At 53.8% G+C, this 15,005-nt stretch carries 14 protein-coding genes; 6 read left to right on the top strand and 8 right to left on the bottom strand.

Translation table 11 applies throughout. The features are described from left to right. Complete coding sequence (locus tag KNP80_RS11185) at window positions 1–735, bottom strand: enoyl-CoA hydratase/isomerase family protein (RefSeq protein ID WP_029595950.1); 735 nt, start codon at window positions 733–735, stop codon at window positions 1–3. A gap of 155 nt (window positions 736–890) precedes the next feature. On the opposite strand from KNP80_RS11185, the gene ybaK reads away from it, so the two are divergent. The 6 genes from ybaK to KNP80_RS11155 all read left to right on the top strand — a co-directional run bounded on the left by ybaK (window position 891) and on the right by KNP80_RS11155 (window position 6,123). Beyond that, a complete protein-coding gene (gene ybaK, locus KNP80_RS11180) occupies window positions 891–1,355 on the top strand; it encodes a Cys-tRNA(Pro) deacylase (RefSeq protein WP_058763054.1) in 465 nt (154 codons plus the stop codon). A 20-nt stretch (window positions 1,356–1,375) separates the two neighbouring features. Next, on the top strand, window positions 1,376–2,074 hold the full coding sequence (gene pssA / locus KNP80_RS11175; protein ID WP_021066674.1) for a CDP-diacylglycerol--serine O-phosphatidyltransferase: 699 nt from the start codon (window positions 1,376–1,378) through the stop codon (window positions 2,072–2,074). Window positions 2,075–2,161: 87 nt separating this feature from the next. Further along, a complete protein-coding gene (locus KNP80_RS11170) occupies window positions 2,162–2,914 on the top strand; it encodes a carotenoid biosynthesis protein (RefSeq protein ID WP_021066675.1) in 753 nt (250 codons plus the stop codon). Next, entirely contained in the window at window positions 2,880–3,578 is a 699-nt protein-coding gene (locus KNP80_RS11165) for a lysophospholipid acyltransferase family protein (RefSeq protein ID WP_214720256.1), read from the top strand. The genes KNP80_RS11170 and KNP80_RS11165 overlap by 35 nt, the downstream gene beginning before the upstream one ends. Further along, window positions 3,575–4,642 carry a glycosyltransferase family 2 protein gene (locus tag KNP80_RS11160; RefSeq protein WP_029595952.1) on the top strand — a complete coding sequence of 356 codons (1,068 nt, stop codon included), beginning with the start codon at window positions 3,575–3,577 and terminating at the stop codon, window positions 4,640–4,642. The genes KNP80_RS11165 and KNP80_RS11160 overlap by 4 nt, the downstream gene beginning before the upstream one ends. A gap of 14 nt (window positions 4,643–4,656) precedes the next feature. Beyond that, the gene (locus KNP80_RS11155; protein ID WP_058763052.1) at window positions 4,657–6,123 is read left to right on the top strand and encodes a phytoene desaturase family protein; all 1,467 of its coding nucleotides are present in this window, start codon (window positions 4,657–4,659) and stop codon (window positions 6,121–6,123) included. A gap of 429 nt (window positions 6,124–6,552) precedes the next feature. Here KNP80_RS11155 and KNP80_RS11150 read toward each other — a convergent pair whose 3' ends face one another. From KNP80_RS11150 to KNP80_RS11120, 7 genes are all read right to left on the bottom strand, one after another. Continuing rightward, the gene (locus KNP80_RS11150; RefSeq protein ID WP_214720257.1) at window positions 6,553–7,392 is read right to left on the bottom strand and encodes a phytoene/squalene synthase family protein; all 840 of its coding nucleotides are present in this window, start codon (window positions 7,390–7,392) and stop codon (window positions 6,553–6,555) included. Continuing rightward, window positions 7,361–8,839 (bottom strand): phytoene desaturase family protein, encoded by a 1,479-nt coding sequence (locus tag KNP80_RS11145; protein ID WP_214720258.1) that lies wholly within the window; start codon window positions 8,837–8,839, stop codon window positions 7,361–7,363. Before KNP80_RS11145 ends, KNP80_RS11150 begins: the two co-directional genes overlap by 32 nt. Further along, on the bottom strand, window positions 8,836–10,362 hold the full coding sequence (locus KNP80_RS11140) for a phytoene desaturase family protein (protein WP_125318023.1): 1,527 nt from the start codon (window positions 10,360–10,362) through the stop codon (window positions 8,836–8,838). Before KNP80_RS11140 ends, KNP80_RS11145 begins: the two co-directional genes overlap by 4 nt. A gap of 73 nt (window positions 10,363–10,435) precedes the next feature. After that, the gene (locus KNP80_RS11135; RefSeq protein ID WP_214834757.1) at window positions 10,436–11,437 is read right to left on the bottom strand and encodes a class I SAM-dependent methyltransferase; all 1,002 of its coding nucleotides are present in this window, start codon (window positions 11,435–11,437) and stop codon (window positions 10,436–10,438) included. A gap of 102 nt (window positions 11,438–11,539) precedes the next feature. After that, window positions 11,540–11,920 carry a YisL family protein gene (locus tag KNP80_RS11130; RefSeq protein WP_029595956.1) on the bottom strand — a complete coding sequence of 127 codons (381 nt, stop codon included), beginning with the start codon at window positions 11,918–11,920 and terminating at the stop codon, window positions 11,540–11,542. Between the two features lie 144 nt (window positions 11,921–12,064). After that, the gene (locus KNP80_RS11125) at window positions 12,065–14,623 is read right to left on the bottom strand and encodes a sensor histidine kinase (RefSeq protein WP_214834756.1); all 2,559 of its coding nucleotides are present in this window, start codon (window positions 14,621–14,623) and stop codon (window positions 12,065–12,067) included. Continuing rightward, entirely contained in the window at window positions 14,620–14,982 is a 363-nt protein-coding gene (locus tag KNP80_RS11120; protein WP_021066686.1) for a response regulator, read from the bottom strand. Before KNP80_RS11120 ends, KNP80_RS11125 begins: the two co-directional genes overlap by 4 nt. Window positions 14,983–15,005: the final 23 nt, after the last annotated feature.

Below are 15,005 nucleotides of genomic sequence, written 5' to 3'. Positions count from 1 at the left end.
TTATCGATTTAAGAATGCCTGCATCGCCTGGCGATGAACGTCCGTCTGCCCACATTTCCGTTGCCAGATAATCTCTTGCTCGAGCCCGTCCTCGAACGAATCGGCTCGGAACAACGCCTTCATGCCTTGCACCGCTGTCGGTGACTTGGCTGCGAGCGTCTCGGCGTATGTCGTCAACCGCTCCAAGTATGCCTCATCCTCGACGAGCTCCGTGACGAGACCGAACGTCTCGGCCTGTTCGGCGTCAATCGTGCTGCCGCTCCACATCCAAGCGAGCGCGAGATCTGGTCTCATCAAGCGTCGTAAATGGTATGGTCCCCCGGCGTCGGCGACGAGACCGATTTTGATGAACGCCGAACTGAACTTCGTCGACCTTGCGACGAGCCGGACGTCCGCGGCGAGCGCCAGACTGAGACCCGCCCCCGCGACGACCCCATGAATGCCGGCAATGATTGGTTTCGGACAGTCGGCAAGCGCCCGCACGAGCGGATGATACACCTCTTCTAAATACACTCCATAGTCGGCGTCACTCTCAATCGTCAAGTCCTGTCCCGATGAGAAGGCACGTCCTTGCCCGACGAGCACGATGACGTGGACGGCCTCATCCGCCACGAGCTGCTCCATCGCTTCCCTCGCCTCGCGAAGCAACGTCTCATTTAATGCGTTCAATTTTTCCGGCCGGTCCCATTTCAGCCAGCCGACCCCGTTCCGCTGTTCCAGTTGAATCGTTTCCATCCTAATTTCCCCCTTCATGATAAAATGAATCACTATTCATTTCTCTATCATGGATTCTGTTTCCTTCTTGTCATGAAAACTTTCCGAGTTCGATTGCCCGACGCTACCACTATTTGCTATTCTTAAAAGAGTCGTTCAACGAAAGGGTGGGACCGATGCAACTGACAAACGCCGCAAGACAACTGAAACAACGGAACGTCCCGTTCACGTATCACACATATGAAGTGGACGAGTCCGACGTCTCGGCCAAGCATGTCGCCGCATCACTCGGTAAACCGCTCGACCAACTGTATAAAACGATTTGTCTCGAGAACGAGCAACGCCGATTCGCCTTCTTTTTGATTTCAGGAGAGCTCGATATCGACTTAAAAGCGGCCGCAAAAGCCTGGGGCGCCAAAAAGGCTTCGCCCGTACCGGTGAAGGAACTCGAGGCACTGACCGGGTACATCCGGGGCGGGGTCTCGCCGATTGGTGCGAAGAAACGATTCCCTGTGTTTCTTCACGACAGCGCCAAACAAAAAGACACGATTATCATCTCGGCCGGAAAACGCGGCTATCAACTCGAACTCGCTCCGGCTGACTTGCTCGGATTCACGGACGGTCGCTGGTTCACTCAATAACAAAGATGGAGGCAATACCTATGTGGAAAGAACGAATCCGCTCGTGGATTCCTAACTCATTTACGTTCGGCAACTTGTTCTGTGGCGTCTTGGCCATCGTCTATGCGGCGCGCGGCGACTTTTCGAACGCGACGTTACTGATTATCATCGCCATGATGCTCGATAGTCTCGACGGACGGCTGGCCCGTATGCTCGGAGTGGCCGGTGACTTCGGGAAAGAACTCGACTCGCTCGCCGATGTCGTCACGTTCGGGGTCGCCCCGGCGTTACTCGCCTACTACACGTTCTTTATCGATTACGGCAATTACGGCCTCTTCTTCGCCGCCCTATTCCCGCTGTTCGGCGCCTACCGCTTGGCCCGCTTCAACTTATCGGCGACGAACGTCACGGCCAGCTACTTCTCAGGCGTCCCGATCACCGCGGCCGGCGGACTGCTCGCCGTCGTGACGACGTTCGGGGACCAGATTAATGAACTGCTCACCCCAATCTTTTTCACGGGTCTCGCCCTGCTCATGGTCAGCCGCGTGCGTATCCCGAGTTTCAAAGATGTGCCGCTCCCGCGCCATTCGTTCATCATCACAGTCAGTCTCATCTACTTGACGTACATGATTTTCGCCCGGTGGAAAGAATGGCCGTCGTTCTGGTTCATCGCCGTCACATTCTACGTCTTATTCATCGCCTTCTCGTTCGTCAAGAAACGAAAACGGATGGCGAATTGATGGGTCCCTCTCGAGGGGCTCTTTTTTTGCATGCATTTATTAGACGGATGTCACAAACCTCTCTAGAATGGTAATAGAGGTGATGAAATGAAAGTGTATCCATGGATTTGGAAATGGTTTTTAGTTTGGTATGTCATCGGGGTCGTCCTCGTTGGCTTTGATTTGTTGCCGAGTTGGCTCGAATGGGCAAACCCGGTATTCTTATGGCTCGCTGGGGCCATCGGTGGTTGGGTGATCGCGGACGGCGTCCGCCACGCCCGCTGGATTGTCCCGTTCATCTTCTTCGGCTCAATCGCTGTCGAGACGCTCGGTGTCAAAACCGGGTTCCCGTTCAGCGAGTATATCTACGCCGAGGCGTTCGGTCCGACCGTGTTCGGTGTACCGGTCACAATCGGTGCAGCCTGGCTCGCCGTCATCGGCTCGAGTTTTGCCGTCGCCCGCTTGTTCTCGTTCAAGAACCGCACGCTCTGGCTCGTCCCATTCCTCGCTGTTTGGCTCGATATGGCGATTGACCCGGTCGCCGCGAACGTGAAAGGCTATTGGGAATGGGCCAATGACGGTTTGTATTATGATATCCCGACGCAAAACTTCGTCGGCTGGTTCGGACTGTCTCTCATTTTCTCTTGGTTACTCGACCGGTTTGAAGTCGAGGCGGAACCGATGTTGCTCGGGCACGGCCGTTATTTGTTCGTCATGCTTCACGCCTTGTTCGGAGTCACGGCCGTCAACGCCGGTCTCTACGGGATCGGTGTCCTCAGCCTCGTGACCGCCGCAGGTCTCATCTTGATAGAACGGAGGAGCCGTCATGATCGAAGCGAGCAAAAAGAAATGGTTCAATAACCTGTTCTCGACGTTCGTCAAAGAGCGTCAAATCCGTCCGTTTTTCCATACGATTCACGTCCGGACCGATGACGTGCCGACACCTGGATTGTTTTTGAGCACACACAGCTCGTGGTGGGACGGGATGATTCTGCTCATGTTGAACGAATATTATTTGCGTCACGACGTCCACGTCTTGATGGATGAGGATGGACTGCGCCGCTTCCCGTTCTTCCGCCACTTAGGTGCGTTCTCCATCAAAAAAGGCAAACTATCGGACGTGCGCGCCTCGCTCGACTATGCTAATCGGCTGTTACTCGCTGGCAAGTCCGTCTGGGTGTTCCCGCAAGGACGTGAGTATCCACAGGAGCATCGCCCGCTCGAGATCGGTTCCGGTGCAACGATGCTGATTCACAATCCAGAAGTCCGGTTGTGCGCCATCTATTATACGTTCGCGTCCCACGCCGCCCCGCTCGTCTATGTGCGGTTCCGCAACCATACGGTCGTCTCTAAGACGCGACGTGACCAAAAACAAGAGCTCGCCAAAGCACTTGAGCGACTATATGACGATACGCGCGACGACGTGATCGCACAATCCGACCGCTATATCGAGCTGTTCCCTCCGAAGCGCAGCTTGGCGGATTGGACAGAGCACGTGCTCCAACTCGGAAGAGGCCGCTCATGATTCTGTTCGTCATCACGTCCCTGATGCTCGTCTTCACGCTGGTGAACTTGCTATTCCTCCGGCCGCTCACCGCTCCGGCCCCTGTCCCTTCGACCGCGATTTGCATCCCGCTTCGGAACGAGGAGCGGAACGTGCCGAAACTCGTCACAAGTTTAAAGGCAGCCTTGACGGATGAATGTCACGTTTATTTGTATGAGGACCGGTCCGAGGACGGTACATATGAGGCGCTCGTTCAAGCGATTGCGGGCGATTCCCGCTTCACCATCTTCCGTGGGGTGCCGCTCCCGGAAGGCTGGGCCGGTAAAGTCCATGCATGCCATCAGTTGGCGACCCGGACGACCGAGCCGTATGTATTGTTCCTCGATGCCGACGTGACGATCGACCCGACGTTCATCGGTCGACTTCACGGCACACTCGCCCGCGAAGGAGCGGTCTTCTTGTCCGGCTTCCCCCGTTTCCCGACACCGACTTGGCTCGGCAAACTGTTGATTCCGATGCAGCACGTCTTAATCGCCCAGCATTTGCCCCTGTTTTGGCGAAAAGTCCGTCATCCTGCCTTCGCCGCGGCCAACGGGATGAACGTCCTCGTCGAGCGGGCGAGCTACGAGGATGTCGGAGGGCACGCCTCGATTCATGATTCATTGATTGACGACATCGATCTCTGCCGCGAGTTCAAACGTCGGAAAAAGATCACGTCGCTCGTCAACGTCTCGCCGTATATCACGTGTGACATGTATGCAACGAATGAAGAAGTCTGGAATGGGTTTTCAAAGAACGTATTCAAGGGAATGAATGAAGCAGTGGGCATCGCCCTTTATTTCTTTCTCTACTACGGCATCCAGCTGTCTGCTTTCATCGTCTTTCTCGTCCGCATGGACTGGATTTCATTCTTGGCGTGCGCGTTCGTTTTGCTCGCGCGCCTCGCCATCGATGTCAAATCGGGTGGCCGCCAGTTTTGGCTCCACCCGTTCAGTCTCATCGCCTACTTGCTCCTCTTGTCGAGCGCGGTCGTGCGCAAATGGCGACGGAAGCCGATTTCATGGAAAGGCCGGACGTATCAATAATTAGGAGGCATACTATGAAACATATCGCCATTATCGGGGCCGGTCTCGGCGGCTTGAGTGCCGCCGTCACCTTGGCCGCCCGCGGTTACGACGTGACCGTCATTGAAAAGAATGAGCATGTCGGTGGGAAGCTCATGCCGATTATCACCGATGGACACCGCTTCGACTTCGGACCGAATACGATTACGATGCCGGACGTGTTCCGCTCCGTCATCCGCAACAGCGGCGCCAACCCGGATGACTATTTTGAGCTCGTCAAACTCGAGTCGCACACGGTCAACCACTTCTCCGACGGTTCGACGTTCACATTCGATTCGGACCGCGAAAAAATGGAAGCTGAGGTGCGCCGTCTGACCGGCGATAAAGCCGATAAAAATCAATTGGCCGCTTACTTAGACGAGGCGGAAAAACTGTTCGAGATTGCCAATCACCGCTTCTTCACGCGGATGGACTCGAAAATCGATACCGGTCTTTGGGCCGATATGATGAAAGTACATCCGCTCAAGAGCCTGCATGCGCTCCACAAAAAGTACTTCAAGGACCCGCGCATCATCCAAGCGCTCGATCGATATGCAACGTATATCGGCAGCAGCCCATACGTCACTCCGGGCACGTTCGCGCTCATCTCGCATCTCGAGCTGAATGACGGCGTCTATTTCGCCAAAGGCGGGAACTGGACGATTGCGAAAGGCTTCGCGAAACGGGCGAGCGAGCTCGGCGTCGAGTTCCGGCTCGGCCATGAGGTGACGAAAATCGAAGTGACGAACGGGAAGGCACACGCGGTCGTCATCGACCACGAAGAGGTCATGTCTTGCGATGCCGTCCTTCTGAACGGGGAACTGCTCACGCAATATCCGCGTCTCGTCGACGCCATGGACCGTCCCTCGTTCCCGGTACCGACACGCGACACGATCGAGCCATCGGTGTCCGCTTTCGTCATCATGATCGGCTTGAACAAACGATTGAACCTCGCCCACCACAACGTCTATTTCTCAGACGACTACGAGGCCGAGTTCCGGGCCTTGTTTGAAGAGGAACGCTATGCCGATGAGCCGACGATCTATATCTCGAACTCGGCCCATACCGACCCGTCAATGGGAGAAGCAGGCGATAACTTGTTCATCCTCGTCAATGCGCCGGCCCATATGACCGATATCGATGCCGAGACGTATGAGCATTTGATTCGTCGACGGCTCCGCACGTTCGGTGTCGATTGGGAAGACAGCGATGTCTTGTTCCATCGCCGCGTCACTCCACTCGATTTGACCCGTGATTTTTACGCCTATTACGGAGCGTTGTACGGGACGTCGGCCAACTCGAAAAAAGGAGCGTTCTTCCGTCCGTCGGCCCGTTCCGAAGACGTCTCAAACATCTGGTTTGCGGGCGGTTCGACCCACCCTGGTGGCGGTAGCCCGATGGTGACGCTTTCAGGACAATTCGCGGCCCGATCGATGTTAGAGGACATACCTCTGACAATTTGAACATTTTGTGAACAGAGGATTCGACACTTGTCGACACGGGACAGACGTGATAATATCATATTCGAGTTCAAGCAGTTTTGTAACGTTAGTTACACCTGTAGCGATCGAATGGCTTCCCCGAGCCTATCGCGTTTTGAACTTGTCACACCCGAGAAAAAAGTGATGAGCGAGTTTCCCCACTCGTATCCCGCAGCTGGAACAGCATGCATCTGATGTTCCCCCTTAGTCCATCAAGCATCCTGCTTCAGCGAAGATGCCCCATTGTTTCATTCCCCATGAAACGAGGCACATCTTTAGGGTTCATCACGTCCGATTCGTTCGTTTCCCCGATGAACGAATCACATAACGCTTACACCACTTTTGGTCCCCCGCCAAAAGTGGTTTTTTTGTGCGCAAAAAAGGCAGCCGTCTCAAGACGACCGCCCTTGCTTATAATCTGGTCAACAGTTTGCCTTTTTGAATCGTCGAGACATACGCCCGCTTCGTGAAGACGTCATGCCCGTTCTGCCGGGCCGCATCTAAAATTCCTTCATAGAGGAGCGCTGCCGCCGCGACAGGCTTCCGGCTCGTCACAGGATACAAGTGATGCGTCTCCCGGGCGCTGCTGTATAACGCTTCCGCGCGACGGGCCACTGTCTCCCAGACGTCGATGAACGCCGGAGTCACTTGCCGCGCAAACAAATCGGCTTCCGCGACACCGAACTCGGCGAGCAACGATTGGGGCACATAAATCCGGTCCCGATCGAGGTCTTCCCCGACGTCGCGCAAGATGTTCGTCAACTGCATGGCAATTCCTAAATCGATGGCGCCTTGCTTCAATTGCTGGCGTCCAGCCGCATCGGCGTCCGGCGCGAGAATCGGTAACAGCATCAAGCCGACGGTGCTGGCCGCGTAATAGCCATACTGCTCCGTCTCCTCGAGCGTCGCATAGCGCGTCTTATGTAAGTCCCATTTCATGCCTTCGGCCAACTCGAAGAACGGTTCGACGTCCATGTCGTATCGCTTCCAGACATCCTCGAGCGCCACCCAAAGCGCATCCGGCAATGGTTCGCCCGCCAAGAAAAGATCGAACTCGGCCAAAAAATGCGTCAAACTTTCCTCGGGGCTGTCAGATTCGTCGACCGCGTCATCGAGTGTCCGACAAAACGTATAGACCGCAGCCACGGCTTGGCGGTCAGGTTTAGAGAGCAGGGAAAAGGCCCGATAGAACGTGAGCGAGCCTTTTTTCATTACGTCTTCACATTGACGATACGCTTCTTGTGTCGTCATGGTACAATGCCCCCATTTCTTCTTCCATTCTTTTCACTAACAGTTGCGAGCCGATCATGACGATCGGAACGCCTCCGCATGGATGGACCGATGCCCCGACCGCATAGAGACGGTCGATCTGGGCATACGGACGGGCCTGCGGTTTGAACGCGGCCGATTGGGCCAATTTCGGGGCGATGCCGAAGCTTCCACCCTCGAACAAGCCGAATCGTTCCGCGTCCATCGGCGTCCGGACTTTCATTTCCAAGACACGGTCTCTGAAATCGGGCACCATCCGTTCGATGCGGCCGATCAAATGCTCGATCGCACCGCTCGCTTCGAAGTCTTTCCGTTCCAATTTACGCGGTACCGGTACGAGTACGTACAGCACACTCGTCCCCGTCGGCGCGAGCGAGTCATCGATGAGGGACGGATTGAACGTATACATCGCTGGATACTTGCTCAGTTTACCATCTTCGAAGATGGTCCGCATCGACCCGGCGAAATCAGTCGGCAAATCGAATTGGTGGACCGGCAAGTCGATGTCCCCGTTCACGGTAAAATACAACAAGAGCGTCCCACTCGACGGTTCATACGACTTTGGCTTGACGCCATCAATCAAGCGTTCCATGAGCGGGAAGTCGCCGTTGACGACGACCGCATCATACGGATGGACGACTCCGTCGACGACGACCGCATCCGCCCGACCTTCGGCGACGCGGACGCGTTCCACGTTCGCGTTCAGCTTGAACGTGACGCCCCGGCGCTTCAACTCTTGTTCTATTTTCGTCGCCAGCGAGAAATATCCTCCTTTGACGTACCAAATCCCCTCTTCTTGCTCCCGATACGGAATCAAGCCATAGAGGGATGGCGTGTCATACGGGTTGCCGCCGATGTAGAGCGTTTGCAGACTATAGGCGACACGAAGACGTTCGTCCTTAAAGAAGCGTTTCATGTTCTCGTGGGCCGTCTCATACGCCTTCAAGCGCATGAGGAGCATCAATAACTTCGGCTCGAACAAATCTGTCTTGCTCTTATAGCCCCGGTCCAAGAACGCGTCGAAGCCGAGGCGATACTCTTCTCGTTTTTGGGCCATATATTTTTTGAATCCGGCACCCTCGTTGAAAAGACGGTCGATTTCGGCCGCCTGGCGCTCGATATCGCGATATTTATAGAACGTCGTCCCATCCTCATAACGGAGGCGATAGAGCGGGTCGACTTCAAGCAGTTCGAGCTCACGTTCCGGGAACCCGGCTTCTTGAAGCTGACTTTTCAGTTTCCCGGGTAACAGGACGATGGTCGGCCCCTCATCGACGCGGGCGCCGTTCTCGAATTCGACATAATTGAGTCGCCCCCCGACGCGGGATTCTTTCTCATAAATGGTCACGTGTAGCGACGGATATTTATGGGTCAGGAGCAAGGCCGCGTAAAGCGACCCGATTCCGGCACCGACGAAGCTGATGTTCATTGGCCGACACCTGCCCGGTCACGCAATAGGTTCGCCGTGATCCGCGCCGACTCAAAAATCGTCGGCAGTCCGCTGCCTGGATGAGTGCCCCCTCCGACGAGCCAGACGTGATCGAGTTCCTCGAACTGATTGTGCGGACGGAAATACATCATCTGCGATAAGTTGTGTCCGAGATTGAACGTGGCTCCTTCATATACACCAAACGCTTCCCAGTCGTTCGGCGTGAGCGGCTGCATGACCTCGATATGGTTACGAATGTCGCGATACGGTGAACGCGTCTCAAGCGCATCGAGGACACGTTCCGTCATCGTCGCCTCGAGCTTCTCCCAAGGCAAGTTCGACAGATTATTCGGGACCGGCACGAGGACGTAGAGTGACGATTTACCGGCTGGTGCCAGCGTCGGATCAATGTTTGACGCGTTCTGCACGTAGAAGGAGAAGTCTTCACTCAGCTTCAAGTCTTGCGTCATCTCTTTCACGTTACGCTCGTAGTCGTCTGCGAAATGAATCGAGTGATGGGCGACGTCGTCATAGACGCGATCGAGCCCGAGATAGAGCATGAACGTCGAACACGAGTAGCGCTTCTTCTTCAGTTGTTTCGGACTCCAACGCGTGAGCGCATCGCTCGGGACGAGCGTCGTCATCGCATGGGCGAAATCGGCCCCGACAATCACTTCATCGAACGCGTAATGCACGTTGTTCGCCACGAGACCGTTGACACGCTTCCCATCGAGCAAGAGACGGTCAACGCCTTCTCCGAGACGAATCTCACCGCCCTCTTCTTCGATGACGCGCGCCATCGCTGTACATAGTTGGTTCACGCCGCCAATCGGATGATGGACGCCGTAGGCATGCTCCATATACGACAAAATCGAGAAGCCGCCAGGGCAATCCCAAGCCGACATCCCTAAATATTTGGCTTGGAACGTGAAGGCGTACTTCAGCTCCTCGCTCGTGAAGTATTCCGATAACACGTCATATAACGATTTACCAATCGACAAGAACGGCAACGCCTTCAAGACGCGTGTAGCCACGTAATCCGTCAGCTTGTCATGCGCCGTCTGCAGGACCGGCATCAACTTCGACAGCTTGATGGCTTGTTCGGCCATGAAACGTTCATAGCCTTCCCCGTTCCCAGGGAATTGCTCTTCAATCGCCTGATGCATTTGATCACGGTCGGTCGTCATCGACAGTACCCGGTTCCCTCGATCGAAATAAAGGTCGTACATCGGTTCAAGGCGTTTCATCTCGACGTAGTCATGTAAATCGCGACCCGTCTCTTCGAAAATCTCTTCTAAAATATACGGCATATTTAAAAAAGTCGGGCCACGATCGAACGCGAATTCTCCGACTTGAAGACGAGACGTTCGTCCACCGACGAACGCCTGCTTCTCAAATACTGTTACCTTCACACCACGGCTTGCGAGCAGCATCGCAGCCGCAAGTCCTCCTGGTCCGGCACCGATCACGGCGACTCTTTTTTCCGACACGTTGAACAACTCCCTATGTGAATAGTCTCTTATGCTTCTATCTCATTATAGAAATGACTGGAGACAAGTTCAAATTTGAATCGGCTCGTCGTGTGTCCGCCATGTGTCAATTGCCGCGCTCGGCAATGACGATATACCATGATCCTTCCGGGATGAATGGGATAAAGCGAATATTTTCAAAGCCGACTTGCTGCATTTGACGGCGCAACTCTCGAATTGTCGGTAACGGATGCAAGTTGTCGTGGAGGGTCATGAACGCATTGAACGCCGAGGCAAACCGAGAGCCGAGCGGCGTCTCTGCGAGCGGAGTGACGAGGACGGCGACACCGGACGCCTCGAGGTTCTCGAGCATCAGTTCGAGCAATTCGATTCGTTTTTCTGGCGAGAAGTAATAGAGCATGTTATTCATCATGACGGCATCGAACCGGTCCTCATGATCCCATTCCATGAAATCGGCCACTTCGTAACGAATATCGCCTGACTCATCCTGCTCCCGGGCTTCGGCGATGACGTCCTCTTCTAAGTCAATCCCGGTCAACTTCCACTCTGGTTCGAGGCCATGCAGTTTACGCAAGTAACCACCGTGCCCGCATCCGATATCGAGCATCGTCTTCACGTCGGCCTGACGCAACAGTTGTTGAACGACTGGGAAAGCGACCGTCTCGACGAGCGTCGACGTCTGTGCAACGACCTGTCCATGCGTCGCCCCATCGAACGTCTTCTGTTTGCCCGACTCTAAAAAGTCAGGGTAAGCGATGAGCGCCGGGATATGCAGCTCCATCATCTCTTGCAGCATGAAACCGATACTGCGCTCATCCTCATGCGACAATTGATATTTCAAACTACGTGTCGGGAAGTAACGCCAGCCTCTCTTCTTCAAATGACGAACGGCGACCCCCACTTCAAGCCAACGCTCCAGCGCGAGCTTCGTCAACGGTTGCTTCAAGCGAAGCGTCATCTCCGCAAAGCTGGCACCGCCTTGGAGTGCATCGAACAATCCATATTTATAGCCGATATATCCGTGCCAAAGCGGCAGGAACGATTCCGTTTGTTTCATCCATCTTCGCGCGTGCAAGACGCGTGACCATTCATTCATTTGTTGTTCCATCATTTCACCTCATCATCGTTATCACTGATTTTTTTATTTTCCCCTAATAATTTACGGACAAACAAAAAAATCCCACTCCAATGTGCGGAATGGGAATCAACCTTAAATGAAATTGCTAAAGAACGACTGTCCGTATGGCAACGCATAGCCGATGAAAATCGTCACGAGTGCAAGTACGACGAAACCGCCGAACATCGCGTTCGCTGGTTTTTTCTTCTTCACACGGATGAGCGTCATCTCACCGAAGATGAGCGTGAGCAGTCCGACCGTGATTTTCACGTGATAGAACATGCCGCCACCGTTCAATTGTAAATACAAATAAAGTCCTGTGCCGAACGCGACGAGCAACATGAGTCGAAACACCATGTGGGCAATCTTCCCGCTCTTGTTCGCGTTCTTATAGCCGACGTAGGCGACAGCGAACAAGACGAGTAATAAAATCCAGCTCGTGACGTGCGTGTGTAGGAATGCAGTCAATGGCATTCAAAGTCCCCCTTTCCATTATGTACAATCTCTATTGTACACGAGTCGCTCGCTTTACGGTCAAGCAGGTGATTGAAAAATCTTCGCTTCCACCAAAAAGGCGCCCCATCGATGATCGATAGGCGCCTTGCGTTGCTGACGTGATTAAGCTGTCGTCGTTTCTTGTTCACGGACGGCGTATTCATAACTTGGAATGACGACCGTGAACGTCGAGCCTTGATGCTGCACCGACTCGACATGAATCTGACCGGCGTGACCGCGGACGATTTCCTGACAGATCGGAAGGCCGAGTCCGGTACCGCCGATTTCACGGCTGTCCGAATTGTCGACACGATAGAACTTGTCGAAGAGTCGGTCGAGCGCATCGCTCGGAATCCCGATTCCTTGGTCTTTCACTTTAATCGAAATGGATTGGTCGTGATGGGCCAGTTCGACTGTGATTTTCCCGCCACGCGGCGAATACTTCACGGCGTTCGAGAGCAAGTTACTCATCAACTGTTTGAACTTCTGACAGTCGGCGAACAGTTCGTACGGGCGATCATCGGCCGTGACGAGCTCGAACTGGTGTTTCAACGATGACGCCTCATAGAACGTCATCATATCGCGAATGACCGGCTCGACGTCGAGCTGTTCGCGGTCATACATTTGACTGCCGGCTTCCATCCGTTGTACGTCAAGGAAGTCGTTGACGAGATGCGTCAAGCGCTCCGTCTCGGCATGAATCGTCTGCAAGTATTTCGCTTGCTTCTCGTTCGGCAACTGCTTCTTGACCATGAGCTCGGTGAACCCATAAATCGAAGAGAGCGGGGTACGTAATTCATGGGAGATGGTCGAGATGAACTCGCTCTTCAAGCGCTCCGCCTCGGTCTCGCTCGTGATGTCACGGAAGACGAGTAACGTTCCTTTCGATAACCCACCGACGACGATGCGTTCCGCATACATCTGTAGGTTCATCTCCCCTTTACGAATCGAGAAACTCACGCTGTCATGCGGGAAGTCGTCCGTGAACAAACGATCGGTATACTTCAAGAAATCGTCTTCTTGATCGACTGTCGTTGAAATCGTCTCGCGCCATTCGTTCCATGAGAGTTCCGCGAGTTCGCTCGACGTGATCTCGTCAAGCTCAGGGAACATCTCATAGAGCGGACGGTTGACGAAGACGTCATCGGTCGAGTGTTCGACGTAAATGACCGCCTCGCGAATCGAGTCGAGAATCCGTTCCGTCTTCCCTTTCTCACGGGTCATCTCTTCAAACAGACGCATCCGGAGAAGTGAGAGCGACAACTGACGGGCGAACGACATGATGTCGCCCATTTGTGTCTGCGTGAAGCGGTCTTTATAACGAACGAGATAGATGAACGCGATAATCGAGTCATCCGTCGGATCATGGACCGGCACGGCCGTCTCATACATATAGTATGGATACGGGAGCGGATGGTCGCTCGCGACTTGTTTCGACGAATGGACGGTCGTCCGCAGTGTCATCGCCCGCGTCAAGACCGAATTCTCGCTATCGAGCAATTGACGCGTGAGCGTTTCGTTCAAGCCGTGGCTCGTGATCGAGAATGAGCCTGTCGCATCGAGGAAGACGAGCGCCCCGACTTCAGAGTCGGTGATGGCGACGAGCTTCTCGATAATCTCTGGATAGGCCGTCAATGAGTCGCGGGCCGCGAGCGTCTCGGTCAATTCGTTGCGGTAAGCCAAGTGCTGCTCGTTCTGTTGCGTCTGCTCCAAGATTTCTTCAAGCTCTTGCTGCTGTGCCTGAAGCTCTTCTTGTTGCGCAATCAACTCTTCTTGTTGCGCTTGCAGCTCGTGATTTTTCTCAATCAAGTGACGTTCATTGTCACGAAGCGTCTCGGCCATTTTGTTGAACGACCGTGACATGATCCCGATCTCATCTTCGCGTTCCATCTGATCACTCAAATCGACGATTTCGCCTTTCAACAAGCGATCAGACGCGACTGAAAGTCTCGAAATCAAACGCGTTTGACGGCGCAAGAACGGTTGGATGAACAGTAAAATCAATGCCGCGAACGACAAAATGCTCGCAATCCAGAGGAATTGAAGAATATCGTTATTCAATTTCCAAGCATCGTACACTTTTTGTTTCTCGCTATTCATCAAAGATTTATAATCTGACAATGATGTCTCAATCTGTTGAATCGGTCCGAGCGTATCAATCCCGCGCTCTGGGCTGTACGGGACGACGCCCTGCTCAATCAAACGCTGGGCTGTCGGCAACGCCAACACCGTCTCTGGGTCGATGGTCGTCTCGGTGATTTCACCTTCTGCCCGCAATTGACCGTACTCCGTCGTCACCGGAAGGATGACACCGAAATAGAAGTCATGAAACTCTTGCAAATCCTCCGCGAAAATCTCACCTTGTTTCGTCTGGACGACGCTCTTGAACCAGTTAATCTCTTGTTGGAACTCGTTCTCTTTGGCACGGGCCCGCTCAAGCGCCTCGGTATCCCCAAACAAGAGGAAGCCGCGGGAATCATATTGAGCGCCTTGCCAGTCGTCCCAAAGCACGTTCAACCGGTCAATCCGCTCATCGACATCTTGTAACCGTTGTTCGTTCGCCGCAACTCGTTCTTCCATGTACATGTACATGAAAATCGAGCCGACGAGCGCGAGCGCGAGGAACGAGTAGAGGACGACCATGAGTTCGCGCCCGAGTTTTTGTTTAAACCATCTGTTCAATTCACGATGCCTCCTATAATCTTCACCAATTCAAGGGGACTGAACGGCTTCGAAATAAAGTAGTCGACGCCAATCTCATTCGCGCAATCACGATCAGATTGTTGGCTCTTCGCCGTGAGCATCATCACTTTCGTATGTTGGCGTCCTGGCAGTTTTCGTACTTTCTCAATGACCTCAAGACCGGTCATGCCTGGCATCATATGGTCGACAATCACGAGGTCGTACTCGTTCTGTTCGATTAGCCGATAGGCTTCAAGGCCGTCTGGCGCTTCATCAATGTCATATCCTTCATCTTCTAATGTATCTAAAACAAGCATGCGTAATACTTCTTCATCTTCTGCTAGTAAAATTTTTACCATGACGATTCCTCCATTTTTTATCC

Origin of the sequence: Exiguobacterium sp. E4787, from assembly GCF_018618375.1 — a bacterium.
Taxonomy (GTDB): Bacteria; Bacillota; Bacilli; order Exiguobacteriales; family Exiguobacteriaceae; genus Exiguobacterium; species Exiguobacterium chiriqhucha.
Note: the sequence above shows the minus strand (reverse complement) of the source record. Positions and strands in the feature narration are given on the sequence as shown.